The sequence below is a fragment of the Trichormus variabilis 0441 genome (assembly GCF_009856605.1).
Lineage (GTDB): Bacteria > Cyanobacteriota > Cyanobacteriia > Cyanobacteriales > Nostocaceae > Trichormus > Trichormus variabilis.
On the sequence record NZ_CP047243.1, the window covers coordinates 228,876 to 246,604 of the forward strand.

General features: G+C 41.4%; 15 protein-coding genes and 1 pseudogene. 2 read left to right on the forward strand and 14 right to left on the reverse strand.

The annotated features are described in order from the left end of the window. Window positions 1-23: 23 nt before the first annotated feature. The 8 genes from GSQ19_RS27445 to kdpA all read right to left on the reverse strand — a co-directional run bounded on the left by GSQ19_RS27445 (window position 24) and on the right by kdpA (window position 8,652). The gene (locus GSQ19_RS27445; RefSeq protein ID WP_011316495.1) at window positions 24-1,625 is read right to left on the reverse strand and encodes an iron uptake porin; all 1,602 of its coding nucleotides are present in this window, start codon (window positions 1,623-1,625) and stop codon (window positions 24-26) included. Window positions 1,626-1,673: 48 nt separating this feature from the next. Further along, the gene (locus GSQ19_RS27450; RefSeq protein WP_011316496.1) at window positions 1,674-2,006 is read right to left on the reverse strand and encodes a hypothetical protein; all 333 of its coding nucleotides are present in this window, start codon (window positions 2,004-2,006) and stop codon (window positions 1,674-1,676) included. A 62-nt stretch (window positions 2,007-2,068) separates the two neighbouring features. Then, the gene (locus GSQ19_RS27455; RefSeq protein WP_011316497.1) at window positions 2,069-3,439 is read right to left on the reverse strand and encodes a serine/threonine-protein kinase; all 1,371 of its coding nucleotides are present in this window, start codon (window positions 3,437-3,439) and stop codon (window positions 2,069-2,071) included. Window positions 3,440-3,468: 29 nt separating this feature from the next. Further along, window positions 3,469-3,717: a hypothetical protein gene (locus GSQ19_RS27460; RefSeq protein WP_011316498.1), complete on the reverse strand. Its 249-nt coding sequence runs from the start codon at window positions 3,715-3,717 to the stop codon at window positions 3,469-3,471. Between the two features lie 16 nt (window positions 3,718-3,733). Continuing rightward, entirely contained in the window at window positions 3,734-4,378 is a 645-nt protein-coding gene (kdpC, locus tag GSQ19_RS27465) for a K(+)-transporting ATPase subunit C (RefSeq protein ID WP_011316499.1), read from the reverse strand. After that, window positions 4,378-4,650, reverse strand: a complete 273-nt coding sequence (locus GSQ19_RS27470) for a potassium-transporting ATPase subunit F (protein ID WP_011316500.1) — start codon at window positions 4,648-4,650, stop codon at window positions 4,378-4,380. The genes kdpC and GSQ19_RS27470 overlap by 1 nt, the downstream gene beginning before the upstream one ends. Window positions 4,651-4,672: 22 nt before the next feature. Next, a complete protein-coding gene (gene kdpB / locus GSQ19_RS27475; protein WP_011316501.1) occupies window positions 4,673-6,820 on the reverse strand; it encodes a potassium-transporting ATPase subunit KdpB in 2,148 nt (715 codons plus the stop codon). Window positions 6,821-6,906: 86 nt separating this feature from the next. Beyond that, the gene (kdpA, locus tag GSQ19_RS27480) at window positions 6,907-8,652 is read right to left on the reverse strand and encodes a potassium-transporting ATPase subunit KdpA (RefSeq protein ID WP_011316502.1); all 1,746 of its coding nucleotides are present in this window, start codon (window positions 8,650-8,652) and stop codon (window positions 6,907-6,909) included. 602 nt (window positions 8,653-9,254) lie between these two features. On the opposite strand from kdpA, the gene GSQ19_RS27485 reads away from it, so the two are divergent. Both GSQ19_RS27485 and GSQ19_RS27490 read left to right on the forward strand, forming a co-directional pair. Next, on the forward strand, window positions 9,255-10,355 hold the full coding sequence (locus GSQ19_RS27485; protein WP_041457310.1) for a sensor histidine kinase: 1,101 nt from the start codon (window positions 9,255-9,257) through the stop codon (window positions 10,353-10,355). Window position 10,356: 1 nt separating this feature from the next. Beyond that, entirely contained in the window at window positions 10,357-11,028 is a 672-nt protein-coding gene (locus GSQ19_RS27490; protein WP_011316504.1) for a response regulator transcription factor, read from the forward strand. 1,422 nt (window positions 11,029-12,450) lie between these two features. Here GSQ19_RS27490 and GSQ19_RS27495 read toward each other — a convergent pair. The 6 genes and pseudogenes from GSQ19_RS27495 to GSQ19_RS27520 form a co-directional block, all read right to left on the reverse strand. Continuing rightward, window positions 12,451-13,383 (reverse strand): GIY-YIG nuclease family protein, encoded by a 933-nt coding sequence (locus GSQ19_RS27495; RefSeq protein ID WP_011316505.1) that lies wholly within the window; start codon window positions 13,381-13,383, stop codon window positions 12,451-12,453. Between the two features lie 176 nt (window positions 13,384-13,559). After that, a pseudogene (locus tag GSQ19_RS27500) lies at window positions 13,560-14,261 on the reverse strand (transposase); the annotation flags it as partial. Between the two features lie 35 nt (window positions 14,262-14,296). Continuing rightward, window positions 14,297-14,926: an ABC transporter ATP-binding protein gene (locus GSQ19_RS27505; RefSeq protein ID WP_011316507.1), complete on the reverse strand. Its 630-nt coding sequence runs from the start codon at window positions 14,924-14,926 to the stop codon at window positions 14,297-14,299. Next, window positions 14,913-15,842, reverse strand: a complete 930-nt coding sequence (locus tag GSQ19_RS27510) for an ABC transporter ATP-binding protein (protein WP_011316508.1) — start codon at window positions 15,840-15,842, stop codon at window positions 14,913-14,915. Before GSQ19_RS27510 ends, GSQ19_RS27505 begins: the two co-directional genes overlap by 14 nt. Before the next feature lie 17 nt (window positions 15,843-15,859). After that, complete coding sequence (locus tag GSQ19_RS27515) at window positions 15,860-16,735, reverse strand: ABC transporter permease (RefSeq protein WP_011316509.1); 876 nt, start codon at window positions 16,733-16,735, stop codon at window positions 15,860-15,862. After that, window positions 16,732-17,724 (reverse strand): ABC transporter permease, encoded by a 993-nt coding sequence (locus GSQ19_RS27520; RefSeq protein ID WP_011316510.1) that lies wholly within the window; start codon window positions 17,722-17,724, stop codon window positions 16,732-16,734. The genes GSQ19_RS27515 and GSQ19_RS27520 overlap by 4 nt, the downstream gene beginning before the upstream one ends. Between the last annotated feature and the right edge of the window lie 5 nt (window positions 17,725-17,729).

The following is a 17,729-nucleotide window of genomic DNA, read 5'->3' on the forward strand; positions in this document are numbered from 1 at the left end:
TATTTTAATGAAGTTGTGAAATTTTAAAAAGTGAAGGTAGTTCTTAATGTGCCAATCACGGCATCATTGTTGTTAGTGACTTGACCTGGATTGGTTAACCAAATCACACCAGGGGTGATAGAAATGTTGTCAGTGAGGCGATATTTGTAAAAACCTTCAATGTGATAGGGGCGATCGCCACTTACACTCCCCAAGTACGGTTGAGTACCTGCAAACAACCCTAAAACGTTACCCCTCTTACCCAAATCTGGTAGAGCTACTCCTACTCCATAGCTCCAAACTTCACCATCATTATTGGCTACTAAGTCTGTAATATCGCTGTAAAGCACAAAACCACTAATCGAAAGTCTGTCACTGGGTTTGAAAGCCGCAGCTAAACCGTAGGAATTACTTTGATAGGGATTACCACCACCGACAAAGTTAGCTTGTGCAGTCCCGACTACAGCACTACTTACCAAGCCAGCATCAAATAAAGCACTATTTGCCCCATGATACCCATGAACATAGGTGGCGGCTAAGGTGAGGCGATCGCCCACATTCAGATTTAACTGTGCTAAAGCGGCATAATTACCTTCAAATAAACCTGCACTGGGGTTTGGGTTATTCCCTTCGGAAGCTAAATAGCCCAAGGTTAATGAAGGTTTAAAACTACTGTTCCCACTACCAAAAGCCAAGTTCACACCTGCACCTGCACCGCCACCTATGCGATAAATCGGACTTTCAGATGCAAAGGTAGACAAAGCACCGTTACCACCGTCAAAATCCTCAAAATAGGGGTTAACAGTAGGAACATAATCGCTGTGAATACCGCCTGTTGCTGCTATATATACTTGGGAATTACCAACGGGGAAATAGTATGACAGCCAATCTATAGCAACACCGTTACTGGTATTGGGCGATATGTTAAAAGTTTGAGTACCTTCAAATGTGCCATTTGGTAAAGTTAATCCCACCGCATTACCACTAGCAAGCCTGGTGTAGAGAATATCTTTACCTGTGAAGCTGGTTTGCAAACTTAGACGTACCCTGTTTTGAAAGACGGTGTTGTTGTCGTCGTCGTCGCCAAAGCTATCAGTAACAGCAAAAATTGCTTCACCGACTAACTTAGTTGTAGTAGAAAATTGATTTGCTTCTAGCTCCGCAGTACGTGCTTCTACAGCATCTACTCGACCACGTAAAGTGGCTAATTCTGCGGAAAATTCTTCTTGCAAACGTTGGAGGGTGGCTAAATCTTGTTTTGTCACCAAATCAGAGGTTGCTGTCGCAATTAGTTCATTGACTCTATCTAAACAAGCATTCAAACCAGCCGCAAATTCATAACGGGTTAAGGCGCGGTTTCCTCGGTAAGTTCCATTGGGATACCCAGCGATACAACCATAGCGTTCAACTAGAGATTGCAATGCTTGAAATGCCCAATCCGTTGGCTGTACATCAGAAAACTGGGAAACTGATGTCACTTGAGACATGGGATTTTGATTGTTCGCTTCACTGCTGTAAATATTGACTTGTTCTAAAATGCGATTTTCATCAGCTTTGACGCTATCAATGCCATTAGTTATGACTAACAAAGTTGTTGCTAAACCCACTGGACTTAACACCAGAGTTTTCCATAATAGATGAGACATTTGTATTTTCCTCACACCTGGTTTATGTAGAGACGTAGTGGCTCACTACTAAGCAGACTTCTTCCAGATTTTTTCTAAAATCTCAATTTGCTTTCTGCTTTCAGTGGTCATTTGTTGATCAATATCAGGTACTTGTTCCTGGGCATTATCTAATGATTTAATTGTGTGGATGATTTCTATTGAATGCTGATGGCGTAGATTTTTAAACTTTTTATACCGTAAGTAGCATCCTAAGAGAAAGCCAATAATTATGGAAGTTACAAAAACACCTGCTAGATAACCACTATCTTGTTCCGGCTGATTTGCCAATTTTGGCTGACTGGAATGAGAAACAATACTCACAGAAAAAGTTGGTTGAAGATTAAAGTGTTTGAAGTTCATAGCTACGAGAAAATGATTGCTAATACAGAACTTCGAGAAATTCAGACAAAGAAACTGAAGACTTAATGCTGTGGTGTTTCGTTATGTCCGATGTTCATAAATTGCTGTATGGTTCTCGATATTTCCGCTTTCAAATTGGTAGAAATTGAGTTTGATTCAACTGCTAAAGCTAGACACGCGATGGTAAAAGCGATCGCAGTCACAATTATCTGATACATCTTGTTTAGTTTGTTCCTGGCTTTCTGATCAACCGCAATCGATTTTTCCTCTTGCACGGTCGGCGTAGCCGCAGCTAGACGTGGGGCTAAAAATGCTGCTACTTTTCGCGCAAGTTCGCCACCTTCAGTTTTAGCAGGTATGTAATGCCAAGTTTTTGTTTTAGGGTCAAAGATAGTGACAGATCCAACAGAACTATCTGCAAATGATGTTACAGAACCAATTAAATCTGCTTCCCGCCTCAACCCAAAGTAAGGAGTTTCAAAGTCTTCATTATTTGTATTAGTAGACAGATTTGATGAACCCCCAAAGTCTTTTGGTAAATTATTCAAGTCTATCAGTGCTTCTGCTGCAAAATGATAGCGTAGTTTAGTTGCTGGTTGCACCAATTTGCAGATAATTTTCTCTAAAGATGGACTTATCGGCTCAACTAAATATGAGTCCCATATCCAATTATTTTCACTGCAATCATAGAGGTCAAATGGTGATACCTTGGTAAGTAAATGTAGACAAGTTACACCCAAGCTGTAAAGGTCGCTAGCGAATACAGCCTTACCGCGAATCTGTTCCGGTGCAGCATATTCAGCACTACCAATTATGGTTCCCGTTACCAAATGCCAGTTATATTTAGCAACTCCAAAATCTACTAAAAATAATTGGCGGTCTGTTCGACGACGGATAATATTAGCAGGTTTGATATCCCGATGAACTACCTGATAAGAGTGAATAAACTGCAATAAAGACAACAATTCACGCAGCAAATGAATAATTTCGGCTTCATCAAATGTACCTGCTTCGGCTAATTCCTGTTTTAAATTTAGTCCGTCCACCCATTCTTGGACTAAATAATGTTGACCATCCTGCTCAAAAGTATTTAGTAGTTGGGGAATTTGCGGATGTTTACCGAGTTCTGCTAAAAGTAGAGATTCTTGCTGAAATAGTTCTAAGGCTTTTTGGCTATGGTGGCTAGTTTGCAACTGTGGCAAGAATTGTTTGATGACACAGATGTTAGATGGGGAATAATCAAATTCATCTTGACTATTTTGAGTAGATTTCTCATCAATAGCGAGAAAGGTTTTACCAAAGCCTCCTTGTCCTAGAGGTTTGAGGATACGGTAACGGTCATTGAGTAATGTGTTTGACTCCTTTAATTCAGAATTGCTATTTTCTTCTAGGGACTGTAAGTATTTTTGATTATCGGGAAAACCGCTGCACATACAACGGATTGCTCCTTAACTTGCATGATTTAAACTGTTTTGCTCAAAGTTGCCTTCGTGATATTTCTCGCACTATTGCTTCCTATACGTCTGACACCACCACGTTCACGCTGAAACAGTTTTATTTCTCGATCTTCTGTGAGGAAACTCATGTTTGCTAGCAGTGGTAAAGATTGATGTTTCAATCCCAACATGAACCAAGTATAGAGAGATGTAAATAGCATCCAACTAATAAAGTTGAAACAAATCAAGGTTTTGATTTTTTCGAGCGTAATCATCAGGATTGGTTGAAATTTAACTTGCAGCTTTTAATGAATCTAAAGCAAGGTTTAACCTCAAAACGTTAACCCCAGGCTCACCAAATAGTCCTAGAAAGCGACCATCAGTATTTTGATTAATTAAAGTTTCTAACTGTTGGGGTTGGACTCCTCGCGCTTTGGCTACACGAGTAATTTGCGCTCTGGCAGCTTCAGGGGTGATGTGGGGGTCAAGGCTAGAACCAGAGGTGTAAACTAAATCTGCGGTAGGTTGGACACCTGCTGTTTTGAGTCGGTTCAAATCGCCTTTTACCCGTTTGCTGGGATCTGGGTCATCTTTACCTTTGATGCGTTCTATTAAAGCTGAATTACTAGGAGCGAGGTTACTTGCACCGGAGACTCCTGTTTGTAAGACTTTAGCCTCATCTTTTTTGGGGTCGGCGGTGCTGTAACTGGTGGTGCTAGGACGGGAGTTAAAATAGCGATCGCTACTAAATGGTTGACCAATTAAACTAGAACCCACAATTTGACCCCGACTATCTCGGATTAAACTACCATTTACTTGAGATGGAAACACAATTTGTCCAAACGCAATCATCACAAACGGATAAATAACTGCGCTAATCACCCAAAGAACGATAGTAGAACGAATTGCTCTGCTGGCTTCTCTTGCAAAACTCATTAGAATTTCTCCGGTACAAACATGACAAAAAATAAATATGTAGAAAGGCCTAACGTCACTAGCCCTAACAGTCCTAAAGCCCAAGCTTGAAAATGAGAAAATTGTTCACCTGTAGCTGCATAGACAACAGGTGCAACTATCAGGTTTAAACACATTGCCAAGAACAAATACAGAGGTAGTTTTTGTTTGCGCCACTGCAACCAAATTTCACTTACTCCTGCAAGTACCTGGGGTAAAAGAAGGGGAATAATCTTCTTCAGAGGGAGTTTCATAGTAGTTTTGAGTAACTAGAAATTAAGACAAAGGTAAAATGACATCGATGAGTTTGATGGCAATGAAAGGTGCAATAATGCCGCCCAAACCATAAATCAGGATGTTACGTTTCAATAGTTGATCTGCTGTCAAGGGACGGAATTTTACGCCTTTAAGTGCGAGAGGAATGAGTGCGGGAATAATCAAAGCGTTATAAATTAAGGCTGAGATAATCGCAGATTGGGCGCTTTTTAAGCCCATAATGTTAAGTGCGCCAATGCCAGCCGCCGCAAAGATAGTCGGGATAATGGCGAAATACTTAGCAATATCGTTGGCAATGGAGAAAGTTGTTAACGCCCCACGGGTAATGAGTAATTGTTTACCAATAGTCACCAAATCAATCAACTTGGTGGGGTCAGAATCTAAGTCCACCATGTTGGCAGCTTCTTTGGCAGCTTGCGTACCAGAGTTCATCGCCACACCCACGTTAGCTTGAGCTAATGCAGGTGCATCGTTAGTACCATCACCAGTCATTGCCACCAGCTTACCTTGAGACTGTTCGTTACGAATCACGCTAATCTTGTCTTCTGGTGTAGCCTCAGCAATAAAATCATCAACTCCGGCTTCTTCAGCAATGACACTGGCGGTAATGCGATTATCACCTGTGAGCATGATAGTCTTCACACCCATACGCCGCAATTGGTCAAATCTTTCTCGCAAGCCAGGTTTGACAATATCTTTGAGATAAATAACACCAAAAATTTGGTCATCTTGGCAGACTGCTAAGGGTGTACCACCTAAGCGGGAAACTCGCTCGTAAGCTGTATCTACATCATCAGCAATTCGACCACCACGAGAACGGACAAAGCCTTTAATCGCATCCACTGCACCTTTACGAATTTCCTTCCCATTAGGTAAGTTAGTACCACTCATCCGAGTTTTGGCTGAAAATTCCACACCTTCGGCTTGTTTGAGGTCAAAATCAGTTTTCACTCCTGACTTTTCGGCTAGTTTGACAATTGACCTGCCTTCTGGTGTTTCATCGAATACACTGGCGGCTAGGGCCACTCGTGCCACATCTGCAACTGAGTAACTGTTTACAGGGATAAACTCATCAGCCATGCGGTTTCCCAAGGTAATAGTACCTGTTTTATCCAGCACCAATGCGTTGATATCGCCGCAAGCTTCTACAGCACGTCCAGAGGTAGCAATAACATTAAATTGGGCAACTCTATCCATCCCAGCAATACCAATTGCACTGAGTAAACCACCGATAGTTGTAGGTATTAAAGCTACTAACAGTGAAATTAAGATAGCAACGCTGGCACCTGCACGCAAACTGTTTGCTGCTTCTGCCCCAAACACAGTGCTGATAAAGTTGGCAATGTAATTAACAAAAGGCGGCATGGTAGCCACGACAATTAAGAAGACTTGCGTCAGTACGGCTAACAATACTGTTAAGGCAATCTCATTAGGTGTTTTCGTCCGTTCTGCTCCCTCTACGAGCGAAATCATCCGGTCAATAAAACCCTGACCAGGGTCGGCGGTGATACGAATTGTCAACTCATCTGAAAGTAAGCGTGTACCTCCTGTCACAGAACTGGCAATATCTGTACCTGGTTGCTTGAGTACAGGGGCGGATTCTCCGGTAATTGCCGACTCATCCACCGAACCGATACCTTGAATTACTTCGCCATCAGCCGGAATCATGTCATTGGCAATGACTTTCACCAAATCGTTGCGACGCAATTCTGTAGAATTAACTTGCACAATTGTACCATCGGGCAGAACTTTACGGGCAATAGTATCGGAACGGGTTGACTTCAAGGAATCTGCTTGGGCTTTACCTCGTCCTTCGGCAACAGCTTCAGCAAAGTTAGCAAACAAAACTGTGAAAAACAGAATTAAGGTAATGATCCCATTTAATAGGCGTTGCTGATTGACATCCGCCTGTATTGTGCCAAATAGATTAGGGTCAAGGGTTACAAGGAAAGTGACAATTGTTCCTACCCAAACCACAAACATGACTGGATTTTTGACGGCAATTCGGGGATGCAGCTTGACGAAGGATTCTTTTATTGCTCTTTGATAAAGCCCCCGCATATCTGCCTTGGGAGTATGTCTGCGTGAGTCACGAGTTCCTTGAGGAACACGGGGAGGACGAGGTGATGAATTTATATTAGTTGTCATAGATGATAGGAAATGAAGTGATGAGGAATTAGGGGAGTAAGGAAAGATAACTTTTGACTATGGACTGACCATTGACTAATAACTCCTTATCCAATCCCTCTGGCAATCCAGAAGGCTTCACCGATGGGGCCAAATGCTAGAACTGGGAAGAATGTCAATGCGCCGAGGATTAAAATTACGCCTGCGGTTACGCCTGTAAATAATCCGGTGTCAGTCCGCAATGTTCCAGCCGTAAACGGAACTTGTTGCTTGCGGGACAGACTATCTGCTAATAACAGCAAACCGATAATGGGGATGTAGCGTCCGGCGAGAAGACTAAAGCAAGCACTGAGGTTCCACCATAAAGCAGTTGTGGTAGTTGTTGCACCAGTTGCAATAGCAATAGGTGAGGGTTGAGAATCTCCTAAACCTTCAAAGCCCGAACCATTATTAGCTGCGGCGGAAGCATACTCATAAATCACTTGAGATAGGCCATGAAAGCCAGGATTACTAATTCCTGCTAGTTGATCGGGAAATGCCAAAGCGATTCCGGCAGGAATCATAATGGCGATGGGGTGGACTAAGAGAATTAGAAAACTGGCAAGCACCACTTCGCGTTTTTCTATTTTGCGTCCGAGAAATTCTGGTGTGCGTCCTACCATTAAACCCGTTGCAAATACCGCCAGAATTAAGTAGGCAAATAAGTAAGCTGTTCCTGTACCTTGTCCACCCCAAATAATTTGCAGAAACATATTAGAGAGGGTGACAAAACCCCCATTAGGCATAAAGGAGTCATGTAAACTATTAACTGCACCGCACATGGTTCCAGTTGTAGTGACGGCGAACAATGCAGACTGCGCCCAGCCAAACCGGACTTCTTTTCCTTCTAAGTTCGGTTGCGTACTTCCCAAAAGCGCATTGACAGCCGGGTTGCCGTTATATTCACCAATGGCAGTGATGATAATAAATGTTACGTAAATAACACCTACCATGCCATAAACTAACCAAGCTTGTTTGGTATTGTTAGCAAACAAACCATAGGTATAAATTAAAGATGTGGGTATGGAAATCATCGCCACAATCAGAATTAAGTTAGAAAACCCGTTGGGATTTTCAAAGGGGTGTGCTGAGTTGATGGCAAAAAAGCCGCCGCCGTTTTCTCCTAATTGCTTGATGATTTCAAAATGAGCTACGGGGCCGCGAGCGATCGCCTGACTAATGTTAGGGTCTTCTAAAGTAGGAAATACAACTGGCCCTGCTAAGGTTTCGGGAACACCAGCCGCCATCAGCGCAATCCCACCAACAATACAAATAGGTAGCAAAACTCTTGTAATACTGCGGGTTAGGTCTACATAAAAGTTGCCTAATGGTCTACCAGTCAACCCCCGAATAAAAGCAATCCCCACCGCCAAACCTGTCGCCGCCGAAGTGAACATATGATAACCAAGACCCCACATTTGACTGGCATAGCTGAGGTAGGTTTCACCAGAATAATGCTGCTGGTTAGTATTAGTAATAAAGGAAATAGTAGTGTGTAATGCTGTATCCCAAGTTGGCGCACCTATTTTGGTAGGGTTGAAAGGTAGCCATCCTTGATTCATGATGATGAAGAATATCAGCAACCCCATGACTATGTTGCTGTACAAGATGGCTCTGGCATATTGCCAACCTGTCATATTTTCTTTAGTGGCAACACCAATCAGAGAGTAAACTAATCGCTCCACAGGGTTCAATATTGGATCGAGCAAAGTGCGTTGTTCTTGGTAGACACGCGCCATATATCGCCCAAAAAAGGGAGTTATTGCTACGACAATTAGTAGCGTTAATACTATTTGCAGCCATCCTTGTAGCATGAGTTATACCAATTGATTATTCGTAATAAAGAATGCCCAAAGCTATTGGAATATTGAGTATCAATGAAGCTCAGACATATGTCATAACATTTCAATTTCATCAAATACTCTCCTGCGATTGGAGGAGTTAATACTAATTTCTTGAGTTGCCGTACATAGACATAGGGTTTGTCTGCAATTGTTTGTATCAATTTATTTACATAATCTCATTGATTTGAGAAGGAAGACAAGACATAGAAGATATAAAAATAGGCTTATTTTTTCTTGATAAAGCGTTTATTTTTCTATATCTAGCGTTTAGGTAAAATATATACAAACGTTTAGTGTGTTTATTTTTTTCTAAACGCTAGTTTTGTCTAAAAAGGTTTTATCTTTTATTTATGAAAATTTATTTTGATTAACTTAAAATAAATAACGTCATAATTATAGTTTTACCGTTCAATTTAAGGCGTAGCGGATATACTTAATTTCTAAACAAAATATATTTTGATCTAAACGTTATCTCGGCTATTAATAATTAAATAAACTATACTAAGTTGAATATCAGAATTTAATTATTTATCATGGAATTAACAGCCTCCATGACCAAAAATATATCCTCAATGCTTCTACTTCCTACGAAACTTCTGACTAAAAACTCACGATTGAGTAGATTGCTAGTCATGTTAGGGCTGTTTGTAACTGTCGTGCTAATGGAGTTTACTACACCTACAGAGTATGTGTTTGGCTACTTTTATACAGGGCCAATATTATTGACGAACTCATGGTTTGGGGGGGCTGCGACCTTTGGAGCGACGACGATCGCAGTTTTCTTAACGATTTTAAATATTTTCTTACCAGGGGGTGAAGTTATTGAAACATCCACAGTTGCCAGTCGCGCGATCGCCGCAATGGCCTTGATTGTAACTGGTGTGTTAAGTGAGCGCCTGCGTCGTTCCCAAGAAGCGATCACCGTTACCCGTGCCAAATTGGAATCTCAACAAGAATTAATCAAACTGCGAGAAGATTTTGCCTCTACACTCACCCATGATTTAAAAACCCCACTTTTGGGAGCAATTGAAACTATCAAAGCATTTCAGCAAGAACAATTTGGCTCAGTCTCACCCACTCAGCAGGAAGTATTAGACACAATGGCACGCAGCCACAAGACTTCTCTACAACTTGTAGAAACTTTGTTAGATGTCTATCGCAACGATATTGAAGGCTTAAAACTGAACTTAGCACCTGTAGATTTGACCAACTTAGCAGAAGATGTGGCTAGTAGTTTGATTGCATTAGCTGCCAATCGTCGCGTTCATCTCTCAGTTAGTTATGGTAATTCTGACTGGCGACACGCATTGTGGGTTCAAGGTGATACGCTGCAACTGCAACGAGTTTTTAATAACCTTTTAGTGAATGCGATTAATCATTCCCGGCGCGGCGCAAAGGTAGAAGTAGTTTTAGAAGGGCAAGCTTCTTACCAACTGGTGAAGATTTTAGATACAGGTGCAGGTATTCAACCAGAACAGTTCCCTTATTTATTTGAACGATTTTATCAAGGACATAGCGATCGCCAAGCTAAGGGTTCGGGATTGGGTCTTTACTTATCTCGCCAAATTATTGAAGCCCACGGAGGTATAATTTGGGCAGAGAACAGAGTACCCACTGGTGCTATGTTTGCTTTCAAACTGCCCGTTTATCCATTTCCATCTCTAACTGCGTAAAATGTCCTCTATCCCAATTAAAATTCTGCTTGTTGAGGACGATGAACTCTTCCGCTTGGGTTTACGCGTGCGATTGCAACAAGAACCAGGGTTAGAGATTGTTGCTGAGGCTGAAGATGGTGAAACAGCTATTGAACTACTTAAGCAAATTCCTCTGGATGTAGTGCTTTTGGATGTAGGTTTGCCAGGAATTGGGGGAATCGAAGCTTGTAAACAAATTAAACAGCAAAACCCTCTATTACCAGTTTTAGTTTTCACTTCCCATTCGCAAAAACCTCTAATTACACGTTTGATTGAAGCAGGCGCACAAGGCTACTGTCTCAAAGGAATTGCTGCGGAAAAATTAGTGTTAGCATTACGTTCTGTGGCGAGTGGTGCTTCCTGGTGGGATGCAACTGCAACACAAGAAATTCGTTCTTCATTGAGTTACGAGACACCTCAACTTGAGCCAGAAAATAGAGCAAAGCTTTCCAACCCGCTAACTGGGCGTGAACAAGAAATTCTGTCACTATTAGCGGCTGGAAAAACTAATCAAGAAATCGCTCACCAACTGTGTATTGCACCTGGAACAGTGCGAGTTCATATTCATGCCATTTTACAGAAATTAGAAGTGAGCGATCGCACTCAAGCTGTGCTTGTTGCTTTACAAAAACAGTTAATCAAAAGTCAGTAGACTGAATGTAACTTGGACTAAATATAGCGAAGATACTGTTGATGAATGCACTACATATTTGTGAAGGCAAGTATTACATAAGCTCAAACTTTCAATCTATCGTTGCGACTTTTAGTTGTAATACTTTTATTTATGTGTTAGCAACACTTTCGCCAACAATATCCGGCGGGGCAGAGCATCGTCGCGGTTGCAAAGACAAAGAAATGTAACTTTGGTATTACACATATACTACAAACTCCTTCAATAAAAAATAAGTGACCCTTATCTTTTATCCGACAAAATCTACGATTAAAACATAAAATTTTTGACAACAACGATTTTCGGACATCTTAATGTCCGTTGCGACTTATGGAATGTAGCTAAAGTCTTTACGGGAAATGTAGGGGATATGCGTGGGTGTTTACCTATACTTCTAGCCCATAACTTATATTACCTGTTCATTAGCATCAATATCTGCATTTTGGTTAACCCTTTACATAACGTATCAATATGCACGGTTTACCTTGCTTGAGTTCGCATCTAGGTGATGTTCACTGATCGTCTAGGTAAGTTACGACTGCAAACATGGTGGCACTTTTTGGCTAAGTTCTGGTGAGCGCGACAGAATTAGCATTTTATCGCTTAGAGGTTTGCTTTACTCAGATTAATGTATGAATTGAGCCAGCGAAATTTTTATTATCCGTAGAGTATAGGTATTATCAAGGTAAATAAGTTTGTTTTTAGATAAGGTTTCAAGCTTATTTTACCTAGAGAAATGTTTAATTTAATCTACTGTATATTTTTAAGCTGAGTTAGTTAGCTTAATTTTTTCTCTAGGTAATATCTAGGTATTGTCTAGGTCAGATAATACTATAGGCAGTTAAGGCATCACCGTGCCAAAATGTATTCAAAAGAATTATTTGTCAGTTTTCAACAATTACTGTCAAGCCACTCGGTTTTTTGGGTCTTGTGCAATTAGAGTTATGCTCTAGCTCCTCAAATTCCAGTTTTAAAGAATTACTGTCCTCTTCACTCATAAAAACGAGCCTCATTATCTACCAGAATTTCTCAGTTAAATCGTGAAATGCTGAAACAGCAAGCGTCTTCAACTATAATTTGAGCAAGCTTATACAAGCTATCCGGGCATAACCGCCTGCATAGAGTGATCGCCTGAAGACGGAGAGTAAGCCCATCGCTCTATGAAATAATAGGGAAACTCAGTAGTCTATCGAGACTTTTTCAAGAAAAGGCATTTAATTGTTTAAATTTTGAGGAGTCAGTTTTTAGAGAAAAGGCATTTAATTATTTAAAAGCCTTCAAAGAATACAAGAGCGGTAAAAAGCGTAATTTCCTTGATATATAAGCTTTTTAGCCTCTGAAACAGCGAGACATTAATTCCCTAAAATTGACAAATAATTATTTAATGAACACCTGGACTATGTGCTAAATAGCAATTTGCTTGAAGCTAACATTTTCCTCAAAAATAGCCATTTCCAATTGAGATAGTGTTTTTGGTTGCATTCGCTGTAGATCACTCAAAACAATACCCATATCCTCAGCAGTAAAGTTAAAATACTCAGTCAAAATCTCGATAGGATAATTAAATTTTTGATAGCGGTGTTTGAAATATAATTCAATATTTCCCCGATGCGCCCAACTACCTAAGACTTTAATAGCAACAGTACCGTAGTGCGGAACTAAATCTCTTTCTACTTCTGCTACTCGCTCTATGACGGGTCTAGCAGTAACTCCGATTTTGTAGAAAGTGCCTTTATCGCTTATAATTTCTAAAAAATACAATGTAGAAGACAAAATACGTTTGACTTGAGCGTAGTACAGTTTTAAATCTGTAAGTCTGTATTCTAAATCAGAAGCATTTTTATGTTGAGCGTGTTGCAATGCCAACTCCAGTTTCAACAGCTTTTTAAGTATTAGCGGTTCTTGTATTTCGTTGAATCGCTGGAAATCAAGCGCTCCCACAGGAATTTTACCTAAATCACTAAATTCATAACCCGGTGAGTTTAAATATATGTTTTTTCTTAATACTCCAGATTTCAATAAGCCAGGGGAAGTTAAGTCATAATTGATAGGATAATTTTTAGCTCCGTACTCACTCCATAATAATTTTAATTGCTTTAAATCTTTAAGCGCTAGTTCAATATTAAAATTGTCATAAAGTGGTAGAGTGGGAAATTTCCGTTTAGCTACGGGGTGGCAGGTTTCCTGATCATGAGCAAAATGATGTTGCTTGACTTTGCCTTTTTTAGCAATTAAATCGCCCTGGCAATAAGGACATTTAAGTAAAGTTTTACCACTAGAGACATCTTGAATACTTAACAAAGCTCCGTCTTGATCCACACCGTATTTAAGCCACATTGCTACAGAAGTACACTTGCTTATGCGATGGTGCTTTGCGCCCAGCTACCTCATTGCTTTCATTTCTCCAACTGATAACTGACTGCACATTAACCATAATAATACAATTGTACCACTATATTAACTTGAATTGCTAATGTCTTTATGAGGTAGTGCCTGCATTACACCTTGTATACTCATTTCTTGCACCTGGAAATCTGAATGTCAAAACCACAACTAAGTGCAAGATGAGCAAGGCGTTCAATATCAAGTAAAAGAAGATACACAACTATATGTGGGAAAATAGATTCAAGAGCAGTTTGTGCAGCCTGACCCCAATCAGGAGGCGATGTTGGCTGAATATGCAGATGAGTCCAATGAGCAATGAGATAAGCAGTCAACGAAAGGATAAGCCAGCGATACATACCCAGTAGAGTTCCTTGCCCAAAGCGATGTAAGCCGAAGCGATGCTTTGCAGTTTTGAACCACCCCTCAATTTGCCAACGACGCTTACCCCACCACTTAAGAGTAGAAGCTTTAATTGGTCGAGTAGATAAGACAAAGCGTTTTTCTAGTTTGCCATTATCGCGCTTTAAGTAATACCAAGAAACAGTAACAGGAAAGCTTAAACCAAACAAATAAACCTGTTGACCTTGTTTATGTAAACGCCTTAAAAGTCTACCATCGGCTAACTTACGACTAATAGATACACCTGTAATAGCATGATATTTTAGCTGACGTATACCCTCCAAAAATTCTACACTGCCAAAGGCTGTGTCAGCTAAAATAATCGTTTCAAAGCGTTGAGTTAATTCTTGAGGTAAACGTTTGACTAATTTTAGCCCAAGCTGTGCTGGGGAAGGAGTTCCCTTACCCCTCCAAACACGAAAGTTCCAAGGAAAAGGATTAAATAAAATCCTTTAACACTCAACTTCTACATCGCACCGCTATATTTACCCCAAGTTAGTTGACTCAAATCAATGATGTGAATGCAAAGACGCTGAAGTAAAGCTACTTCATGACTGATGACTAAAATTCCCACTTCATGCTCTTTGGCATATTTAATCACTACCTGCCAAATCAGAGCTTGAGTGTTAGCATCTAGCATTGCTGTCATTTCATCTGCGATCAAGTAGCGAGTATGAGAGTTGAGCGATCGCGCCACTGCAATTCGTTGCAACTCACCCCCACTGAGTTCATGGGGATAGCGATTGAGCCAACTTTGGTGAATGCCTAGAGCAGCGAGTAAATCATCTGAAGGCGGTTGTCCTTCTGCTAAAATTTTACTGATTCGCCAACGTGGATTAACAGCTAGTTCAGGGTTTTGAAAAATCAGCTGTACAGGACAATAACTGCTGCTGGGTAAGGGTTGACCATCACAAGTCACCTTTCCTTGAGTTGGTTGTAAATATCCAGCCAGGAGTTTACCAATTGTGGTTTTACCCAAACCACTCGCCCCAGTCAAACCCACAACTTCGCCTTTGGCTAATTCCAAACTAAAATCTTGCAAAATCCACCTTTGCTGGGAATGGTGACGAAAAGATAAATGTTCAGCCTTCAACATGAATACACCTCACGGGTGCGCCCCGTACTATCCGAACTTGGGGTCTAGCTTCCCAGCAAGCCTCTGTTGCTAGGGGACAGCGATCGCCAAATAAACAACCAACAGGTAAAGCCTCTGGGCTGGGTTGGCTACCGGGAACAGGGATAAACTCATTTTGAGGAAGCGATCGCCACAAAGCTTGGGTATAAGGATGACGCAGATTTCCAGAGGTGAAATCACCAGCCTTCGCCACTTCTAGGGTTGTCCCTGCATAAAACACAGCCACTTTATCCGCTACTTGCAAGGCTGCTTCTAAGTCGTGGGTAATTAAGATGACACTTTTACCCTCACTAGCCAGTTCCCGCAGATGATTCAAAGTCTCTACTACAATCTCTGGATGTAACCCAGGAGTAGGTTCATCCGCAATTAACAACTCAGCACACCCTATTGCTGCTGTAGCAACCAGCACTCGCCGCGCCATACCTCCAGAAATTTGAAAAGGATACTGCTGTTTTACCGCCGTAGCCAGACTATAACGGTCAAATACTCGATCTACTTCTTGTTTAGCTTTTATCTTAGGTAATCCACTTAAATGACCTGCACGATGCACCTGAGAACCAACACGCATCAAAGGGTCAAGGTAGCTTATAGATTGGGGAATTAGAGCGATTTGCTTTCCTCGCAACTGCGCCTGACGTTCTACAGTTAACGGTTTTCCCTGAAAAATCATCTGTCCTGTCACTTGGGCGTTGTGCGGTAATATACCCAAGATGGCATGAGCGAGGAGACTTTTTCCTGAGCCACTGGAACCAACCACTGCAATTATTTCACCAGCATTAACCTCTAAATCTAAATCGGAAATTACGGTTAACTGCTTCTGGATCAATCCCGCATCGTACATTGTGAAAGTGACACTCAGATTTTTCACTGATAACATATGAAAATTTTGAATAGTTATCCCTGACTTGTTTTGGGATCAAGCAATGCACGCACACTTGCACCCAAGATATCAAATGCTTTGACAGCAATTAATAGAGCCACTCCAGGTAATACTGAAAGCCACCAGTAACCTGCTGATAAGTAGCGCATTGATTCTGATAGTATAATACCGAGGGCAGGTGTTTCTGGCGAAAGACCCAAACCCAAGAAGGTAAGACCAGCCTCATGGAGAATCGCATGGGGAAACTGTAAAATCAGCCCGACGATGAACTGAGGAAACAGGTGGGGTATCATGTGATGACGGGCAATCCACAAAGGCGATCGCCCCAATTTAGCAGATAGTTGCACGTAGTCGGAATTCTTGATTTGCAAAACTTCTGCTCGTAGGAGTCTTGCTAATGCCATCCAGTGAGTAATAATGATGGAAATTAACAAACCCCCTACTCCACCACCAGCCGCAAATGCCACTAAGATAATCAGCACCAAATGAGGTAGGCTGAAAAACACATCAATTAACCAAGTAATAGCCACATCGACCTTACCACCCATAATTGCGGAAATTGTGCCTAGCACCAGTGCTAACACTGCACTACAGATAGCAGTAAGTAACCCAACCCATAAACTCAGGCTCAATCCATGCAGGGTGCGGGTGAGCATATCTCTTCCCAACCAATCAGTACCGAAGGGATGAGCAAAGTTGGGCGGTTGATTTTGAGCTTGTAAGTTGATTTCTAGTCCACTTTTGCTAATAATTTGAGTACCAAAAAGCAGAACGATCAGCACGAATAAACAAAGGAGTGCGATCGCTAAAGTTTTACTCCGGCGATTACCCAGAATCCAGGGACGACGTTTTGGACTGCGAGTAACAGAAATAGCATTCTGAAGTTTCATGGTGTGGGATTTCCAAGACGAATGCGGGGATCAATAATTTGATAGGTGAAGTCTGCTAGAGCATTACCTGTGAAGACAAACACTGCGCTGAAGAAAACAATGCCTACCAGTAAAGGTACATCACCAGAGAGTGCAGATTGGATTGTCGCATCACCCAAACCAGGATAGCCAAACACCTTTTCCGCCAGCACAGAACCGCCAAACAATTCTCCTAGACTCGCAAACTGTAATGTAATCGCAGGTAAGGCAATATTTCGCAAACCGTGATGTAGAATCAACCCTGTTTTCGTTTCTCCTTGAGCATAGGCGAACAAAGCAAAGTTGCTGTGGAGAATTTCGATCAGTTTTTCACGAGTCGATAAGGCAACACTGGCAACACCCATTAAACTCAGTGCTAGAGCAGGTAAGATTAAATGATATAGTCTATCCCAAAGGCTGACATCCCGCAGCAATACCCCAGGCGGTGAGGCACAGCAAATTGGTGTAACTTGTAAGGTGACAGAAAATAAGGTCAGTAATAGTAAAGCAATCCAAAAGGTGGGAGATGATGCCAAAGTGTAGGCATACAGGCGAATAGTTTGATCCAAAAATGAGCCTTCTTTTGCTCCAGCGAGGATACCAAGAGTTACACCAAAGCATCCTGACAGCAACCAAGCCAGCCCCATCAACCATAGGGATGCACTAAAGCGGTTAGCAATCACTTGCCATACTGATGCTCGATAAACCATAGACTCGCCCCAATTCCCTTGCAAAAGTTGCCCTAACCAAAGAAAGAAGCGGGTAATCATTGGCTTATCTAATCCCCAACGCTGGGCAATTAATTCTCTTTGTTCAGGAGTCAGTGTCAGTCGTAAACTAGCATTGACATAAGCATCAATTGGGTCAATGGGAGATAAATCCATCAACACAAAGGTGATAATTGCCACTGTCAATAGCAACAGGAAAAGATAAAGCAGTTTTTTCAGAAAAAATCGCAATAAAAAATTCATCTAAT

Coding starts and splice junctions, on each gene's coding strand:
- GSQ19_RS27445 (WP_011316495.1), bottom strand. CDS start 1,625: ATGTCTCATCTATTATGGAAAACTCTGGTGTTAAGTCCAGTGGGTTTA.
- GSQ19_RS27450 (WP_011316496.1), bottom strand. CDS start 2,006: ATGAACTTCAAACACTTTAATCTTCAACCAACTTTTTCTGTGAGTATT.
- GSQ19_RS27455 (WP_011316497.1), bottom strand. CDS start 3,439: ATGTGCAGCGGTTTTCCCGATAATCAAAAATACTTACAGTCCCTAGAA.
- GSQ19_RS27460 (WP_011316498.1), bottom strand. CDS start 3,717: ATGATTACGCTCGAAAAAATCAAAACCTTGATTTGTTTCAACTTTATT.
- kdpC (WP_011316499.1), bottom strand. CDS start 4,378: ATGAGTTTTGCAAGAGAAGCCAGCAGAGCAATTCGTTCTACTATCGTT.
- GSQ19_RS27470 (WP_011316500.1), bottom strand. CDS start 4,650: ATGAAACTCCCTCTGAAGAAGATTATTCCCCTTCTTTTACCCCAGGTA.
- kdpB (WP_011316501.1), bottom strand. CDS start 6,820: ATGACAACTAATATAAATTCATCACCTCGTCCTCCCCGTGTTCCTCAA.
- kdpA (WP_011316502.1), bottom strand. CDS start 8,652: ATGCTACAAGGATGGCTGCAAATAGTATTAACGCTACTAATTGTCGTA.
- GSQ19_RS27485 (WP_041457310.1), top strand. CDS start 9,255: ATGCTTCTACTTCCTACGAAACTTCTGACTAAAAACTCACGATTGAGT.
- GSQ19_RS27490 (WP_011316504.1), top strand. CDS start 10,357: ATGTCCTCTATCCCAATTAAAATTCTGCTTGTTGAGGACGATGAACTC.
- GSQ19_RS27495 (WP_011316505.1), bottom strand. CDS start 13,383: ATGTGGCTTAAATACGGTGTGGATCAAGACGGAGCTTTGTTAAGTATT.
- GSQ19_RS27505 (WP_011316507.1), bottom strand. CDS start 14,926: ATGTTGAAGGCTGAACATTTATCTTTTCGTCACCATTCCCAGCAAAGG.
- GSQ19_RS27510 (WP_011316508.1), bottom strand. CDS start 15,842: ATGTTATCAGTGAAAAATCTGAGTGTCACTTTCACAATGTACGATGCG.
- GSQ19_RS27515 (WP_011316509.1), bottom strand. CDS start 16,735: ATGAAACTTCAGAATGCTATTTCTGTTACTCGCAGTCCAAAACGTCGT.
- GSQ19_RS27520 (WP_011316510.1), bottom strand. CDS start 17,724: ATGAATTTTTTATTGCGATTTTTTCTGAAAAAACTGCTTTATCTTTTC.